This window comes from Ruegeria sp. YKSF57, assembly GCF_059612585.1.
Map to the genome: position 1 here is coordinate 98,517 of NZ_JBXWQW010000008.1, position 15,485 is coordinate 114,001.

Here is a 15,485-nt window from a genome sequence, read left to right on the forward strand (position 1 = left end):
GCGCTCATGCCAGTAGCGGGTTGGCGAAGAGCAGCAGGAGCGCAATCACCAGACAATAGATTGCCGTCGTCTCGATCATCGCAAGCCCAACGAACAGCGTGCGCGAAATCGTGTTTGCGGCATCGGGCTGACGGGCAATGGCATCCATCGCGGCGGCAACGGCGCGCCCCTCGGCAAGTGCGGGGCCGATAGCGCCGAAGGCCACCGCAAAGGCGGCGCAGAAGATACTGGCAAGCGGAGCATAGTCCATCATGAATCCTTTTTCGTTGTGGAAGGGGCAAGGTCGGTATTCGGTGGGGTGCGCGCGCCGTCCTCGACTGCGGAGGTGATGAACACCATCGCCAGCACCGCAAAGATGTAGGCCTGCACCAGCCCGGTCAGCAGATCGAGCGCCATCAATGGGATCGGTACCAGCAGGCCCGCCAGCGAGGCGACGATGCCAATGACGAACACGCCGCTCATCACGTTGCCGAACAGTCGGACGAACATGGAAAAGACCCGCGTCAGGCTTTGCAGGATGTTCAGCGGGATCATCACCGGATTGGGCGCGGCGAAAGTTTTCAGCCAGCCGCCAACGCCGCCCGCGCGTATGCCGAACCAGATCACGGACAGGAACACCAGAACGGCGAGGGCTGCGTCGGTTTCAAGCTGTGCGGTCGGAGGGTCGACCCCCGGGACAAGCGAGGACCAATTCGCCACGAGGATGAACACAAAGAGCGTGCCGATAAACCCTCGGTAGGGTGCGGGCGCCGCGCCCGTTGTCTCGTTAATCTGGGTGTCGAGCGTGGCGACCATCAGTTCCAGCGCGGCCTGCCGCCGGGTTGGTCTGAGGTCTAAGCGGCGGGTCAGGGCAAAAGCCCCGAACACCAGTATCGCCATGATCGCCCATGTCGTGACGATGGCTTGCGTGATCGGAACCGGTCCAATCTGGAACAGGACGGTGGAGTCGAGCGGAGAGTTCATGGTTGGGTTCCCCGCAGGTTGCGCAGCATGATCCACCGAGCGCAAAGAACGCCCGCAAGGGTCGCCAAAAGGGCAAGGCCGCCTGCCAGCACGGCGATGAAGAACCCGGTGGCCAGAAGCGAGATGCGCGCGAGGGTCAGGACGACCGCCCCGAGCGGTTGGCCACCACCCACGATCAGGTTGGCAGTCTCGCGCAGTGCGCGGAAATAGCCCCATCCGATGAAGAACCCACCCAGAAAGCAAACCGGAAGAAGGACGATTAGCGGGAGAGTGGAGGGATCGGTCATCGTGCGTTCATCCATTTCCAAGCGGTCCAGCCGCCTATGCAAAGCCCGAGCAGCATCATCGGGGCGCTCCAGAAGATGCCCGTCTCAAATTGCGTATCGAGCCAGCGTCCGAAGAACAGGCCCGCCAGAGTCGGCACCACGAAGATCCAGCCCAGCACGCCGATCTGCGCCAAACGTCGACCGACGGACATGTCACCTTCTCGCAGCCATTTCTCGTGACGGCTGCGATGCTTGCGGATTTCCTCGATCAGAGGATCAGTTTCGGGGGGCTTTGATGGGTCTTCGGTCATCGGAACCGTCCCGTATCCGCGCCCTGGCGCAACCTGCTGACCATCTGGCGGATGGCGTCCATCTGCAGGCGCATCGTCTCGACATGTTCGACCCGTTCTTCGTCGGCGTCGGTCTGAAACCGGGTCAGAACCTCCGCGTCCAGCGTGGCCAGATCGTCGCCCGCTACGGCCTCGCGGGTTGCGATCGCGACACTGCTACCGCCAGTCACAGTCAGCACCCCGCCGCGCAATGCGCAGAACCGCTCGAGACCGACGGTCTTCCAACTGAGGATGGAAACCGAGAGCGCGGTCAGGAATGGGGCGTGGCCTGGCCGAATGCCGAAGCTGCCGCTAGCGTCCTGAGCCCGCAAGCTTTCGGCATCCTCGTCCACAACGACGGACAGGGGGGTCACGATCCGCAATCTCATGCAGCGGCCTCGGCGTCGGTGGCTTCCGAGGCATTTGCGGCGGCCTCTTTCTGTCTTGCGTCCTCCAGCGTTCCGACCATGTAGAGCGAGCTTTCGGACCACGCGTCGGCTTCGCCGTCCAGAATGGCGCGGCACCCCGACAAGGTCTCGGAGAGGGGCACGCTGGCGCCCGGTGTGCCGGTAAAGGCCTCGGTCACCATGAAGGGCTGGGTCAGGAACCGTTGCAACCGGCGTGCGCGTTTGACGATCAAGCGGTCGGCGGTGCCCAGTTCCTCGCCCCCCAGAAGTGAAATGATGTCAGTTAACTCGCGGAACCTTGCGAGCGCCTGCCGGACCGCCTCGGCGGTCTGGTAATGCTCGTCACCGACAACCAGCGGATCGAGCAGCATCGATGACGAGCCCAGCGGATCAATCGCCGGATAAAACCCCTCGGACGCCTGGGCGCGGGACAACATGATGACGCAATCCATGTGCCCGGAAATCGTGGTCACAGCGGGGTCCGTGAAATCGTCGGCAGGCACATAGACCGCCTGAATGGCGGTCACGGCAGAGCCTGCCACAGAGGCAATACGCTCTTGCAGGCCCGCCACTTCGGTCGCAAGCGTCGGCTGGTAGCCCACGCGCGAGGGAAGGCGGCCCAAAAGGCTCGATACCTCGGCCCCGGCCTGAACAAAGCGGAATACGTTATCCATTAGAAGAAGGACGTTCTTGTGCTTCTGGTCGCGGAAGTATTCCGAAATCGTCAAGGCTGTCAGCGGAGCCCGCCAGCGCGCTCCGGGTGGCTCGTTCATTTGGCCGTAGACCAGCACGGTGCGCTCCAGCACGCCCGAGTCCTGCATTTCAGTCAGTAGCTCATGCCCTTCGCGTGATCTCTCACCGACGCCCGCGAAGACCGAGATACCTTCGTATTTCTCGACCATGGCGCTGATCAGTTCCATCACCAAAACGGTCTTGCCCACGCCTGCGCCGCCGAACATCGCGGCCTTGCCGCCCTGAGCCATCGGCGTCAGCAGGTCGATCACCTTGATCCCCGTCTCGAACACATCGGTGGCGCCAGTCTGGGATTTCAGAAGCGGTGGCAGGGCGTGGATCGACCGTCGCGGTGTATCGTCAGGAAGGGCAGGCCCGTCGTCCTGCACGTTGCCCACGACATCCAGAAGCCTTCCAAGAACGGCTTCGCCCACGGGCACGGTAACCGACCCGCCGCTGGAATGAACCAAAACGCCACGGGCAAGGCCCGCGGTGGATTGGAACGCCACCGCGCGTATTGTCTTTTGATCGAGGTGGCTGTGGACTTCGAGAGTAAGGACGGTCGGGCGGTCCCATTTCACGACCAGGGCAGAATTGATCGGTGGCAGCTCGGCCCCGGCAAAGACAACATCTACAACCGCCCCTCTGACGGCATGCACAACACCGTCGAGAGGCAAGCCGCAATCATCCACCTGTGCGCCGTTCCCGACCCGGGTAGTGTCCATGTTCGGTGTCTGATCTGAGCTTTTGGGTGTCAAACGGGGCCTCTTAGTTTGCCTGTCGCGGGCAGCCAGTCAGAAAACAACAGCCTGCGGGGAACACTTGAAAGCAGCATAGAATTTTCAGCGTCGGTGGGCGCTAACCTGCATCAATGCGTCCACCACGGTCGTTTGCCACACAGGGCGTATGCGCCGCTCCGGCTTTGGTCAGCACGAACAGATCAATCCAGAAGAGGCGGTCAGACACAAAACGCATAAGCATAGGACCGCAAAGATGACCAAGCGCACGCCGCAGCCCCAAGCACCTACGCCAGACGCACAGCAGGTCCAACTTCCCGCCAAGATCGCCGCTGCGTCACAGCAGAAAGCCGAGTCAAAAGAGGCGCATTCGCATGAAAACCTTGATCGCGCGTCACGGGCAGCGGTCGCCTATATGTCGGCCGGCGTGTCGCCGCATGCGTTCATCGAAGCCTGGAGCGATTGGGCACAGCATCTGGCCAAGGCTCCGGGTCGCCAGCTTGAACTGGCCGAGCGCGCGCAGGAAAACATGACAAGGCTGTTAGGGCAGTCGCTTTTGCCAAACAGCGACGCGGAACCGGCCTTTGTGCCAAAGGCCTACGATCATCGTTTCCGGCATCCCGGATGGGAAAAGCCGCCGTTCAGAAACATGCAGCAGGGGTTTCTCGCGGTGCAGGACTGGTGGGATTATGCAACCGACCATCTGCGCGGATTGCGTCCTGAGGATGCAGACAGGACCCGCTTCATGGCGCGCCAGGTGTTGGACCTGTTGTCTCCGTCCAATTTCCCCGCCCTTAATCCCGAGATCATCGAGGAAACGCGCAAGAGCAGCGGCAAGAATTTGGTGGAGGGTGCGCGCAACTTCATGCATGATTTTGTAAACACCGTTGCTCAGGTCCATGAACCCGCACCAGAGGGCTTTCAGATCGGTAAGGATCTGGCCTGTACACCCGGCGAGGTGGTGTTCCGCAATGATCTTTTCGAGTTGATCCAGTATGCGCCACAGACCGATAAAGTGCAGGCCGAGCCGATCCTGATCGTTCCGGCCTGGATCATGAAGTACTATATTCTTGATCTCTCGCCGCATAATTCAATGGTCAAACACCTTGTGGATCAGGGATTTACCGTCTTCATGATTTCGTGGTGCAACCCGACCGCTGATCAAGCAGACCTGTCGCTGGAGGACTACCGCGAACGCGGCGTGATCGCGGCTCTCGATGCGGTGAATGCCATCGTGCCGGAGCGCAAGGTTCATGCGGTCGGCTATTGCTTGGGTGGCACAATCCTCGCGATCGCGGCGGCCACGATGGCGCGTGAAAACGACGAACGGCTTGCGTCGATCTCGCTCATGGCAGCACAGGTCGACTTTGCCGAGGCGGGCGAGTTGCTGTTGTTTCTGGATGAAAGCCAGATCGCATTCCTCGAGGACATGATGTGGGAGAAAGGCTATCTTGACCGGCCCCAAATGGCGCGCGCCTTTTCTGCTATCAGGTCGGAAGACCTTATCTATTCCCGTGCCGTGCGGCGCTATTACCTTGGGAAAGAGGACCTGCCGACCGACATGGGAGTCTGGGTTTCGGACACGACCCGGATGCCAGCCCGAATGCATTCAGAGTATCTGCGCGGCCTGTTCCTTGAAAACCGGCTGACGGCAGGCCGGTTTGCCGTCAACGGACGAGTGATCGCGCTCAAGGACATCTCGGCTCCGATATTCGCCGTGGGCACAGAAACCGACCACATCGCGCCGTGGAAGTCCGTCTACAAAACCCAACTGTTTACCGACAGCGATATGACTTTTGTTTTGACGAGCGGCGGCCACAACAGCGGGATCATAAACGAGCCAAAGCTGGCGCGCGGTCACCATCGGATCTCGCGTCGTACTGCCGGGTCTCTTTACGTGGGTCCCGAAGCTTGGGTTGCGCAAAATACGCCGCAACCAGGCTCTTGGTGGCCCGCGTGGACGACCTGGCTGGAAGAGAATAGCAGCGGTGTCACGCCGGCACCCTCCGTCGGTGTGCCAGATAAGGGCTTGGTCCCACTCGTGTCGGCACCTGGCGCCTACGTTCACCAAACCTGATACCACGCCCACTTTTGACGGTGGTAGGCCGCAGTGAGTGGACGCGTCATCGGGCCATGAAACGAAGCGGCGCGATTCATGAACCCCGTGGTGGGGACTTTCGACCTAAGGCGGATAATGGCCAACCGCACCGCAGTGAAGATAAACGTAGCACGCAGCTAACGCCGATCAGTGCGGTGAAGATTTATCTGCGGCACACACGTTCGTGTCGTCCAGCCAGACGATGAAATGAACGGAGAGGCGTCATGATCGGATATGTTGCGAATATCGAGGAACTGACGGAAGAAAACACCGACTTTCGGCGTGTTCTTTATTCAGGAACAAAGCTGCAACTGGTTCTGATGTCACTCGAGCCGGGGACTGAAATCGGTGGCGAGATACACGCTGACACGGACCAGTTCTTTCGCATCGAAGACGGCAAGGGACGTGTCGTGATCGACGGCACGCCGCACAAGGTTGGCCCCGGCGATGGTGTGGTTGTGCCCGCAGGTGCCCATCACAACGTGATCTGCACGGGCCATGAGGCGCTCAAGCTTTATACCCTTTACGGTCCACCGCATCACGAGGACCAACTGGTTCAAAAGACCAAGGCCGAGGCGGATGCATCCGACGAGGCTTTCTCGGGAGAAGCCACCGAGCAGACGGCAGAGGTGGTCCGGGTATCGGCCCAAACATGATGCGCGATGCATTCAGGCCGCTCTCGGACAGAAGGTCAGGCGGCACAATACCCCACTCCCCAACAAACAAAGGAAATCAAAATGTCACTTGATAGCAAGACGAACCCTCAAGCTACCGCCGCAACTGATATCGAGGCGGTCAGCCGTCAATTGGCCGCCCTGCGAGAGGATTTGTCGCGACTCAGCGAGACTGTCAGCGGGATCGCGGGACGGCGCGGCAGCCGCATGGCCGCGGACATCGCGGAAGGCTTTGACGAAGCGAAGCATTATGCAGCAAGCAAGGGCCGCTCTGCAGAGGCGCAACTGGAGGAGTCCGTTGCGGCCCACCCTTTCATGACAATTGGCCTCGCCGCGGGTGCGGGTTTTTTGGTTGGCGCCCTGTCGCGGCGCTGATGGGTATTGCCGATCTTGCTTGCTCTGGCCGGGGGACTGACCGCAGCCGCAGGAGTGGCGTTCCTGACGGCCTGGGCGTATCTCACGCTCAGTATCGCGGTAGGGCAAGGTCCGGCGTCCCTCTTGATCGGCCTCGGATTAACAATTTTGGCTGCGGTCCTTCTGGTCTTCGCCAGAAGTCGATTTGCGAAAAGGGCTCTGACCGACCCACCGGTCTCCCAACCGGCGGCACCTGCAACCGGCGAAACCGGATTAGCCTCTCAGATTGCGTTCACGGCAGCATTTGTTCTGGCGCGATCCCTGGGCGAGGGCAGGCGGGACTGAAATTGGCCCGGTTCACCCAAGTTGGCGCGCCACGATTCAATCTGTGCAGCCTCTCCCAGAATTATCCATTTGCAGGAGACTCATAATGACCTTTGATTTCAACGACGAGACAGCCATCGTGACTGGTGCGGCGTCGGGAATTGGTGCCGCAATTGCGCAGGATCTGGCAGGCTCTGGGGCTAGGGTTATCTTGGTGGATATGGACGAGGCGGGGATGGCCGCCGTGGTCAAAAAGATCGAGGCATCCGGTGGCACCGCTTTCATCCACAAGACCGACACAAGTGCTGCCGCTGATGTGGAGGCTCCTGTGGCTTTTGCTGTAGCGCAGACGGGTGGACTGCACCTGCTTGTCAACAATGCTGGTATTGGTGGCCCTGCGCACCCGGTTGGGGAATATCCTCTGGATGGATGGCAGCAGGTCATCGACGTCAACCTGACCGGTGTGTTTCATGGCATGCGCTTTGGCCTTCCCGAAATGGTCAAGGCGGGCGGCGGCGCGATCGTCAATATGGCGTCTATCCTCGGGTCGGTCGGTTTTGCGACGGCCGGTGCCTATGTCGCCGCGAAACATGGGGTCGTTGGCCTGACAAAGGTCGCGGCCATCGAATGCGCGAAGGCCGGGGTTCGGGTAAACGCGGTTGGTCCGGGCTTCATCGCGACGCCGCTTCTGGAAAAGAACCTCGACGCAGCGGCGCTGGACGGCATCGCCGCCCTGCACCCAATCGGGCGGCTCGGTGAGGCTGCGGAGGTGTCGGCGATGACCTGTTTCCTGCTCTCGGATCAGGCCAGTTTCATCACTGGAAGCTACCACCTCGTCGACGGGGGCTATACCGCGCAGTAAGCACCCGCTGCGTGGGCCTAACCGGTAACAACCCCATCGCCCACGACGATCTGTCGCCGACAGAAACCGGCAATCTTTTCGTCATGGGTCGAGATAAGGAAGGTCGTGCCTTCCTCGCGGTTGATTTGTCCGATCAGGTCCATCACCTGGTTTGCCGAGTCTCGGTCGAGGTTCCCGGTCGGCTCGTCCGCCAGCACCAGTTCCGGGCTGTTCATCAAGGCACGGGCAACAGCGACTCGTTGCTTTTGCCCGCCCGAAAGGTTGGCCGAGGGGAATTCGATGCGGTCGGCGAGCCCCATGCGGGACAAGAGATCGCGGCCACGCGCACGGGCGGCAGGCGTCTCGCGCCCTTCACGTACGGCCGTGGGGAAGACCACGTTTTCGAGCGCGGTGAAATCCGGCAAAAGGTTGTGGAACTGGAAAACGAAGCCGATGTGGGCATTGCGAAACTCAGTCAGGGCCCAGTCATCGGCGGAAATCATGTCCTCGCCCAGCATGACATAGCTGCCCGATGTCGGCTTCATCAAGGTGCCCAGTATCGTCAAGAGCGTGCTCTTGCCCGACCCCGACGGCCCCAGCAGTGCCGCCATCTCGCCGGTGTCCAGGCGCAAGGAAAGGCCGCGCAGGACCCGTGTCGCGGCCTCTCCCGTCCCGTAGGTCTTGAACAGGTCGGTTACCTCCAGAAGCGCGCTCATTGGCCTATCGCCGTGACGGGATCCACGCGGGCGGCCGAACGTGCGGGCAGGATCGAGGCGAGGATCGCGCCGATCACGGTCAGCGTGATGGCCAGGCCATAGGATCCTTGCGTGATGTCCATCGGCAGGGTTCCCGGCTCAAACGCGTCGCGCGACGGAAACGGCAGAAGGGCAAGGTATCCCAGCGCCGCGCCCATGATACCTCCCATCAGCCCGATCAGCGCGCCCTGCGTGACGAAGACGAAGATGACGAACCCGCGCCCGGCTCCCATCGCGCGCATGATCCCGATCTCGGGGCGGCGGCGGTAGGTCGACAGCAAGAGCGCCGAGGCGACGCCGATCACGATGGTGATGAGCGCGAAGGTTTTGAGGAAATACCCGGTCTGCGCCTGTGCGTTCAGCGCCTCCATCAGTTGCTCCGCCCCGTCCGTCCAGGGCACCGCGTCAAGGCCCGTCAGGGCGCGGATCCGCAGGGCCGTGGCATCGGCCGCGTTCAGATCGTCCAGCTTGATCTCGATCCGCGTGATGCCTTGCGGCATGGCATAGAGCGTCCGGGCGGTCGCCAGGCTGACGAAGGCCCGCGCGCTGTCCATGCCGCCATTGCCGGTCTTGAAGATACCGCTGAGCGTCAGCGCCGCCGTGACACCGTTCGAGCTTTCAAGCCGCAGCGTCTGGCCGATCGACAGCGCCAGATCATCGGCCAGATCGCGACCCAGCACGATCAGGCCCGACCCAAGCCGCACATCCCCCTCGACCATGTAGCCCGCCAGATCGAGGATGGCGGATTCGCGACCCGACTCCACCCCGGTCACGCTGACCTGTGCGACCTGCGCCCCGCGCGTGACGAACCCCGCGCCGCTGATCTGCGGCGAGACGGCCCTGACCCCCGGAACCCCTTCGATCAGGGGCAGCCAGGTCGCGGCCTCGGACAGCGTCGCGGTACGCGTGCGCCCCCGTTCGGCCACGACCAGCACATGGCCCTCGGGCGAGATCAGCACGGACGGGTCGTCGGTCTCGGCCTCGATGGTGATATGGCTGATGTCGCCGACGGTGCGCGACAAGATGAATTCGGCCAGCCCCCCGATCAGGGCCGACATGAAGATGAAGATGAACACGCCCACCGCCACGCCTGTGACCAACAGGGCCGTCTGGGCCTTGCTCGCCGTCAGGTACCGGGTCGCGATCTTCAGGACATAGAGCATCAGGGTTGATCCACCGCGACCGTCTGCCCATCCGCGATGCCTGTGGCGTCCACGATCACCGCCTCGCCCGCCTCAAGGCCCCCGGTCACGATCAGGCGCGCGGCTGGCCAGTCCACCACCGTCACGGGCCGCAACTCCGCCACGTCGTCCGACACCACGAAAACCCCGTCGCCGTTCAGCAGGGCGGTGCGCGGCACGGTCATCGCGGCCTCGCGCTGCTCGACGATGATATTCGTCGCCACGGTAAGGCCGATGGGGGCCGAAACCGGGCTGTCGAAGGCGATCTTAATGGCAAGGCCCCCGGTGGCCTCGTCCACGCGGTTCGACACGAAGCTGACGTGACCCTCGCGCGTGGTGGATTCCCCGGCCAGTTGCACGATGGCGGGCAGATCGACCTCGATCTGCGTCGCATAGGCCTCGTCCACATCCGCTTCGACGACCAGTTCCGTGAGATCGGCCAGGGTCAGCAAACGTGCCGACGGGCCCACGATCTGCCCCGCCTCGGCGTCAAGCTCAAGGACGGTACCCGCAACGGGCGCCCGGATCGTGTAGGTGCCAAGCACGATCTGCGCCTGGTCGAGCAGCGCGGTCAGGCGCGCCACCTCCTGTGCCGCGGATCGCAGGGCGAAGGCATCTGCCTCAAGCACGGTCCGAGCGACGTTGTCGCCCAGCACGACAGCGCGATCATAGGCCGCCGACACTTGTTGCTGCGTCACGAGCGCAGCGTCGAGCGCGGCCATGGCCTGCCGGACGGCGGCGGTCTGCGCGCCCGCATCGAGCTGCGCGAGGATCTGTTCTGCCTCGACCATGTCACCCTCTGCCACCGGAAGCTGCGCGAGGGTGCCGGAAACCACCGATCTGACATCGACGGACCGAACCGCCGCGATCCGGCCGTTGACGGCAAGCACACGCGTGACCGGGGCGAGGGTCGCGATCTCGACCGTGACAACGGTCGGCCGTGCCATCCAGACCTGCGACCAGACCAGGCCGCCAACCGCAAGGGCCAGCAGGCCCGCAACCCCCCAAAGCCATCGGCGACGCCTTTTGACAGGCGCGGGCGCGACCGGGCGCAGGGCTGGCACGCGCGGCGCGGATGCAGCCTCGTTTTCCGTTGCGGCGCGGGGGTTATCCCGTGTCTCCATGGTGTTTGCCGAGGCCAAGCTGGATCCTTTCCGAACGTCATTCCGCATGGGCGGAGTGATGGCTCCGATCAGACAGCGGCCGGGACAAGATATCCGGCCAGCGCGACCGCGCCCTGACATGGATCAGGGACGCCACCGGCATCGCCATGGCATTTAGAAAGGGAAGAGGCCACCTGCGCGCGCGTCGCCCGGCCTTGAGCCGGTTGTCCAATGGGAGGCCCCGATGCCCGACGATCCATATGAGGTGCTTGGCCTGACCAAGGCCGCATTGGCCGACGACATCAAGAAGGCGTATCGGAAACTGGTGCGGACAAGCCATCCTGACTTGCATCCCGACGATGCCGGGGCCGAGGCGCGGTTCAAGGCAATCTCTGCTGCCTATGAGATCCTGAAAGATCCCGAGACCCGCGCCCGATATGATGCGGGAGAGATCGACGGGCGCGGCGCAGAGCGCCCACAGCGGCAGTACTATCGTGATTTTGCAGACGCGTCGGATAACGCCTACCAGCAAACGCGCGGGTACGGGCAGAATGCCGATCCGGCTGACATCTTCGCGGAGATCCTGCGCAATCGTTCGCGGTCGTCCGGTGGCGACTTTTCTGACCGTGGGTTTTCAGCCCATGGCCCGGATGTGCGCTATACGCTTGAGGTGCCGTTTCTGGATGCAGCACGAGGTGCCGAGACCCGTATCACACTGCCGGATGGCCAGAGCCTCGCCGTCAAGATCCCAAGGGGCACCGAGGACGGCCAGACGCTCCGGTTGCGCGGAAAAGGCGCGCCCGGCTTCGGTGGTGGTCCGGCAGGGGATGCGCTCGTCACCGTTCTGGTGCGGCCCCACCCGGTGTTCCGTCGTGACGGCGACGACATTCTCCTGACGCTCCCGATCACCATCGACGAGGCTGTTCTCGGCGGCAAGGTCACGGCACCGACCATCGACGGCCCCGTAGGTCTCACCATTCCCCCGGGGACAAGCTCGGGCCAGGTTCTGCGTCTGCGGGCGCGCGGGGTCGCACGGGCAGGGCGCCAGACAAAGGGCGACCAGCGGGTCGAGCTGAAGATCGTCGCGCCGCCTGACGTGGACGTTGGACTGCGCGAGTTCCTTGCGGAATGGCGCAAGACCCATGCCTACGACCCGCGCGCCGATCTGAAGAAAGGGGCAGGGACATGACAGACCGCTATTCCGAAGACGACGTCGTTGCCAGCGTGACGCGGCTGACCCGCAGCCAGCTTGTCACCTTCATCGAATGTGATTTCGTCAGGCCAGAGCGCGAAGCGGGCGCGTATGTCTTTCGCCGCATCGATCTCGCGCGGCTGGAGCTTTTGTGCGATCTATCCCAAGATCTCGATCTGGATGAGACCGGCCTGGGCATCGTGATCTCGCTCATCGACCAATTGCACACCGCGCGGCAGGATCTCGCGACCATGGCACGCGTGATAGCCGCCCTGCCGGCCGAACTGCAGGCCCGGATCATGGCGGAAATGAAAAGGCCTTGAGCGGAATTCCAGCGGGACCGAGAAGCGGTGTTCCTACGTCCAACAAAACGCTACGCCTGTTCCCGGCGCCGACGTTGGCATGCGGGTCACGCAGCGCCTGCCCCATCAAAGAAGAATGGTTTTTCTTGTCGCATAATCGTCGCAACGTCTTTGCTAAGGTCTTTCTGAGACTCAGTCGCTTCTGGCGCCGATGGAAGATCGGATGGATTTGCTCTATGCTTCTTCTGGTTAGCAGATCTGGCTCAGCAAACCTTGTGCGGATACTGGCACCACAAATTACTTAACATAAACTTCATTATGCGCAAATATACTTAATGTTGCGATAGTACATTTTCGTATGTATGTTGAAGCCTGTCACAGAGGGTCCTCAGCATGCGTCATCTACTCAAGAAGCTCCTCCCCTCAGTCGCAGTCGCTTTGACTGTGACTATTTCTTCGTTGCCGATGCCCGCCCGCGCGCAGACATACCCGATCGATTGCGCGATCCTCCTGTGCCTGTCTGGCGGCTGGCCTGCTTCCGTCCCTTGCGCACGAGCGCGCGCCGAATTCATCCGACGCATTACGCCGTGGCCGGTGGAACCCCCGCTTCAAATCTGGCGCTGTCCTATGGGCGCGTCCTTTGAGACAGCTCCAGCAGCAAACAGTGTAGACCGCATCTTTGAAGCGTTCTTCCAGAACAACAGCACTGGACCGCGACAATCCTTTCCAGCGCGCGGCGCCGCTGACCCAATTGCGGCTGCTTGGCGCACCCCGGAAGCCCCAGACTACCTTGTTCCCGCCGATCAGGCCCTCCGGCTCGTTCAAGATCGCGCGGACATAGATATCAGCGGACCTGAATTCAACTTCGTGCGGTCCATCCGCGTCTTTGATGTCCGGTATGCGCGACAGCACGAATCCGGACGTGACGGCGACTGCAATCGTAGCGCCACCGTGGTCCTCGGCACATACGGAACCCAAGGCGATTTCGCTTGGCAGAGATCTTCCATTACCGCCCTGCCCGAAGCCCATGTGGGACTTGAACGATGGGGCCAGAATTGTCCTGGTATTTATCATCGATCCGTCTTCGTCGATTGGCGTGACTACGAGGGCAACTACGGCTTTGAACAGGTAAACTACTAAGCCAACGGCAATTGGCTGGGTCCGTGAGACCTGTTTCGCCGTCATGTGAAATGACACCTCGCGCGCCTGGTCGTCGAAGAGCAGATTGGCACTTCGGCAAACGCCGCGAGAACACCCTCCTCAGCCGCCCTCGTCTATCCCGATCCGCGTCAATCCGTCGAAGTCAATTTCCTGCTTTTGTTCCGCAGTAAGATCCGGCCGGATTTCCGACACCGGCTGTGGCCCGTGGACGTCCCACATCACCGCATGCCCGCCTGTACTCCAGCGATACACCCAACCAACCACGCTGCACCCATCGGTCCCGATCAGATTGGCGATCGCGACGCCCTCACCTTTATCATCGTTCACTGTTTACTGACTTCCTGCACTCTGGCGCTGAATTTGCGGCATGGTGTCATAAGGCGCTCACTCGCGCCGTAGGCCGCACGTGGTGGATGTTGGCTAACTGCTCTTCATTGAGGTAGCTGATCTCACGCGGGGACATCCAAAGCGGAACGCCCCAAAATTGAATTGCTTTCAAATCTTGTGGTCGGGCTCCGTGGCGGCTTCGACGATCGCCAGAACCTCCGATAGGTCGAAGCCAAGCGCTCGGGACAATACGATGAACTCGACAACGTCGATCCGTCGCTGGCCACTTTCAATGCGCGCGACGAGAGACTGATGACAGTCGAGCCTGTCCGCCAAGTCTTTCTGCCCCAGACCCGCGTGTTTTCGGGCCTCGACCAAAGACTGACAAAGGGCCAGATGCCCGGTACTCCAGATTGTTTTCGACACGCGTCACATACCTTTTGTGACGTCGCTAGCGGATGAAATCTGTTATCTAAAAAGTAGATATTTGAGGTTGTTATCGGCGTCTGGTTTCCAAGGGTTGCAAGTCTGGTGCATGCCCAGAAGCCCATCAATCCCCCACCAGTTCGAGAAACCGACCGTAGTCCTGACTGACTTCGCGGGCTTCCTCAAAAGCACGCGCACGCTCCTGCTCGAGGCAGCGAAAGTAGTCCTGAATGTCCGCGATGTAGACCTCAAAGTCGCGTCGGATGATGTCCGCATAATCCCGGGCCGCTTGCGAATCGCTTGGGACAAAAGGCCGGACCGGGGCAAGACAGGATCCGGCTTGGCTTGCGACCGGAACGAGCATCAGCAAGGCCACAGCCTGCATCGTCACCCATCGGCTCAACCGCAGGTTTCTGAAACCCCTATTTTCCTTGATAGACGCCAATGGCCGTGCCTAGAGTTTGAGTAACCGAGATACAGCCGTATCTGCCGCATTATATCTTGCGGTTAATAATATACTATCGTAACACTGGGCTTCAAGTGGGAATGCCCAGGCGTTGCGCGTTTGAAGAAAGCATGAGCCGGGCCATGAACTGGGACATCGAAGCACCAAATGTGGTTACGGAAGCACGTTTCCGCGAACTCGTGGAAAGCGGCTATAGCGCTGAAATCCTCTGCCAGGAGTCGGCACACAAGAAGGGCCCCAGCTATTATGGGGTCTGGATCATGCGTGTCGTCTCTGACGAGGGCGTGGAAAAGCTGCTTGTTACTGCGCGCACCCGGACGACTTACAACGACATCAAGATCCGCGAATTCAAAACCATCACCGGCGTGGTTTCCTTCCTCATCGGGATCGGCTTCTCCCATGCCGATGTGCCGCTCGAAGAAGGCCAGCGGACGACACACAAGCTGGCTGCAACCGACAAGGGCGGCAGCAAGTAGCCTCCTCCTTATCTGGTATCTCGCGGGTCCCGCCACTGCGCAGATGGTACTGGTCATGGAGAGCGATGGCTCTCTGACCCCGTCCCGCTCCCAGGACAGCTTTGCCCGCAACTACAATGACGGCATTGGTCAGAGGTCCGCTGCTGATGAGCTGGCGATCCTCGGTGAGACTGACCTTGGACCAGACGAAATCCAGATAGCAGCCCTCTCGCGGCCTGCGCCCCTGCCCCGCGCCGATGTTCTCTCGGCCATCGAGACCACTGCGCTACGCTACGCCGGGCATCCCGGGCTGCGCCGCGCGGATCTCTCGGTTCGTGGTTGGCTGACCCTCTACCGCGCCAATATCGAGGTCGAGAGCGCCTACCGGCAGG

20 protein-coding genes and 1 pseudogene are annotated in these 15,485 nt (G+C 61.5%); 9 read left to right on the forward strand and 12 right to left on the reverse strand.

Annotation, left to right across the window (positions count from 1 at the left end):
* Positions 1–4 precede the first annotated feature (4 nt).
* The 6 genes from AC2FLX_RS05290 to atpD are packed head-to-tail and all read right to left on the reverse strand — an operon-like array spanning position 5 to position 3,422.
* Positions 5–250, reverse strand: coding sequence for a F0F1 ATP synthase subunit C (locus AC2FLX_RS05290; protein WP_213633090.1), 246 nt, complete (start codon positions 248–250; stop codon positions 5–7).
* Positions 250–963, reverse strand: a complete 714-nt coding sequence (locus tag AC2FLX_RS05295) for a F0F1 ATP synthase subunit A (RefSeq protein WP_496807564.1) — start codon at positions 961–963, stop codon at positions 250–252. The genes AC2FLX_RS05290 and AC2FLX_RS05295 overlap by 1 nt, the downstream gene beginning before the upstream one ends.
* Positions 960–1,265: an N-ATPase subunit AtpR gene (locus tag AC2FLX_RS05300; protein WP_496809942.1), complete on the reverse strand. Its 306-nt coding sequence runs from the start codon at positions 1,263–1,265 to the stop codon at positions 960–962. The genes AC2FLX_RS05295 and AC2FLX_RS05300 overlap by 4 nt, the downstream gene beginning before the upstream one ends.
* Complete coding sequence (locus tag AC2FLX_RS05305; RefSeq protein ID WP_496807566.1) at positions 1,247–1,540, reverse strand: AtpZ/AtpI family protein; 294 nt, start codon at positions 1,538–1,540, stop codon at positions 1,247–1,249. Before AC2FLX_RS05305 ends, AC2FLX_RS05300 begins: the two co-directional genes overlap by 19 nt.
* Positions 1,537–1,947 (reverse strand): F0F1 ATP synthase subunit epsilon, encoded by a 411-nt coding sequence (locus AC2FLX_RS05310; RefSeq protein WP_496807567.1) that lies wholly within the window; start codon positions 1,945–1,947, stop codon positions 1,537–1,539. Before AC2FLX_RS05310 ends, AC2FLX_RS05305 begins: the two co-directional genes overlap by 4 nt.
* The gene (atpD, locus tag AC2FLX_RS05315) at positions 1,944–3,422 is read right to left on the reverse strand and encodes a F0F1 ATP synthase subunit beta (RefSeq protein ID WP_496807568.1); all 1,479 of its coding nucleotides are present in this window, start codon (positions 3,420–3,422) and stop codon (positions 1,944–1,946) included. The genes AC2FLX_RS05310 and atpD overlap by 4 nt, the downstream gene beginning before the upstream one ends.
* 268 nt (positions 3,423–3,690) lie before the next feature.
* Between atpD and AC2FLX_RS05320 the strand changes: the two genes are divergently transcribed.
* The 4 genes from AC2FLX_RS05320 to AC2FLX_RS05335 all read left to right on the forward strand — a co-directional run bounded on the left by AC2FLX_RS05320 (position 3,691) and on the right by AC2FLX_RS05335 (position 7,746).
* Positions 3,691–5,511, forward strand: coding sequence for a PHA/PHB synthase family protein (locus AC2FLX_RS05320; protein ID WP_496807569.1), 1,821 nt, complete (start codon positions 3,691–3,693; stop codon positions 5,509–5,511).
* Between the two features lie 245 nt (positions 5,512–5,756).
* Positions 5,757–6,188 (forward strand): cupin domain-containing protein, encoded by a 432-nt coding sequence (locus AC2FLX_RS05325; RefSeq protein WP_456039443.1) that lies wholly within the window; start codon positions 5,757–5,759, stop codon positions 6,186–6,188.
* Positions 6,189–6,269: 81 nt separating this feature from the next.
* Positions 6,270–6,581, forward strand: a complete 312-nt coding sequence (locus tag AC2FLX_RS05330; protein ID WP_496807570.1) for an ElaB/YgaM/YqjD family protein — start codon at positions 6,270–6,272, stop codon at positions 6,579–6,581.
* A 409-nt stretch (positions 6,582–6,990) separates the two neighbouring features.
* Entirely contained in the window at positions 6,991–7,746 is a 756-nt protein-coding gene (locus AC2FLX_RS05335) for an SDR family NAD(P)-dependent oxidoreductase (RefSeq protein WP_496807571.1), read from the forward strand.
* A gap of 17 nt (positions 7,747–7,763) precedes the next feature.
* On the opposite strand, the gene AC2FLX_RS05340 is transcribed toward AC2FLX_RS05335, so the two are convergent.
* Genes AC2FLX_RS05340 through AC2FLX_RS05350 form a run of 3 tightly spaced genes read right to left on the reverse strand, consistent with a single transcriptional unit; the run spans position 7,764 to position 10,905 of the window.
* The gene (locus tag AC2FLX_RS05340) at positions 7,764–8,441 is read right to left on the reverse strand and encodes an ABC transporter ATP-binding protein (protein ID WP_496807572.1); all 678 of its coding nucleotides are present in this window, start codon (positions 8,439–8,441) and stop codon (positions 7,764–7,766) included.
* Positions 8,438–9,643: an ABC transporter permease gene (locus AC2FLX_RS05345; RefSeq protein WP_496807573.1), complete on the reverse strand. Its 1,206-nt coding sequence runs from the start codon at positions 9,641–9,643 to the stop codon at positions 8,438–8,440. Before AC2FLX_RS05345 ends, AC2FLX_RS05340 begins: the two co-directional genes overlap by 4 nt.
* Positions 9,643–10,905: an efflux RND transporter periplasmic adaptor subunit gene (locus tag AC2FLX_RS05350; protein WP_496809941.1), complete on the reverse strand. Its 1,263-nt coding sequence runs from the start codon at positions 10,903–10,905 to the stop codon at positions 9,643–9,645. The genes AC2FLX_RS05345 and AC2FLX_RS05350 overlap by 1 nt, the downstream gene beginning before the upstream one ends.
* Positions 10,906–11,008: 103 nt before the next feature.
* Between AC2FLX_RS05350 and AC2FLX_RS05355 the strand changes: the two genes are divergently transcribed.
* The 3 genes from AC2FLX_RS05355 (at position 11,009) to AC2FLX_RS05365 (ending at position 13,398) form a co-directional block, all read left to right on the forward strand.
* Positions 11,009–11,953 (forward strand): DnaJ C-terminal domain-containing protein, encoded by a 945-nt coding sequence (locus tag AC2FLX_RS05355; RefSeq protein WP_496807575.1) that lies wholly within the window; start codon positions 11,009–11,011, stop codon positions 11,951–11,953.
* Positions 11,950–12,279, forward strand: a complete 330-nt coding sequence (locus AC2FLX_RS05360; RefSeq protein WP_496807576.1) for a chaperone modulator CbpM — start codon at positions 11,950–11,952, stop codon at positions 12,277–12,279. Before AC2FLX_RS05355 ends, AC2FLX_RS05360 begins: the two co-directional genes overlap by 4 nt.
* 372 nt (positions 12,280–12,651) lie before the next feature.
* Complete coding sequence (locus tag AC2FLX_RS05365; RefSeq protein WP_496807577.1) at positions 12,652–13,398, forward strand: hypothetical protein; 747 nt, start codon at positions 12,652–12,654, stop codon at positions 13,396–13,398.
* Between the two features lie 120 nt (positions 13,399–13,518).
* On the opposite strand, the gene AC2FLX_RS05370 is transcribed toward AC2FLX_RS05365, so the two are convergent.
* The 3 genes from AC2FLX_RS05370 to AC2FLX_RS05380 form a co-directional block, all read right to left on the reverse strand.
* On the reverse strand, positions 13,519–13,746 hold the full coding sequence (locus AC2FLX_RS05370) for a hypothetical protein (protein ID WP_496807578.1): 228 nt from the start codon (positions 13,744–13,746) through the stop codon (positions 13,519–13,521).
* A gap of 168 nt (positions 13,747–13,914) precedes the next feature.
* Complete coding sequence (locus tag AC2FLX_RS05375; RefSeq protein ID WP_093994222.1) at positions 13,915–14,172, reverse strand: helix-turn-helix domain-containing protein; 258 nt, start codon at positions 14,170–14,172, stop codon at positions 13,915–13,917.
* Positions 14,173–14,296: 124 nt separating this feature from the next.
* Positions 14,297–14,557: a hypothetical protein gene (locus AC2FLX_RS05380; protein WP_035252604.1), complete on the reverse strand. Its 261-nt coding sequence runs from the start codon at positions 14,555–14,557 to the stop codon at positions 14,297–14,299.
* Positions 14,558–14,760: 203 nt separating this feature from the next.
* Here AC2FLX_RS05380 and AC2FLX_RS05385 point away from each other — a divergent pair, with 203 nt between their 5' ends.
* Both AC2FLX_RS05385 and AC2FLX_RS05390 read left to right on the forward strand, forming a co-directional pair.
* Positions 14,761–15,114, forward strand: coding sequence for a hypothetical protein (locus AC2FLX_RS05385; RefSeq protein ID WP_012187165.1), 354 nt, complete (start codon positions 14,761–14,763; stop codon positions 15,112–15,114).
* A gap of 43 nt (positions 15,115–15,157) precedes the next feature.
* A pseudogene (locus AC2FLX_RS05390) lies at positions 15,158–15,485 on the forward strand (lytic transglycosylase domain-containing protein); the annotation flags it as partial.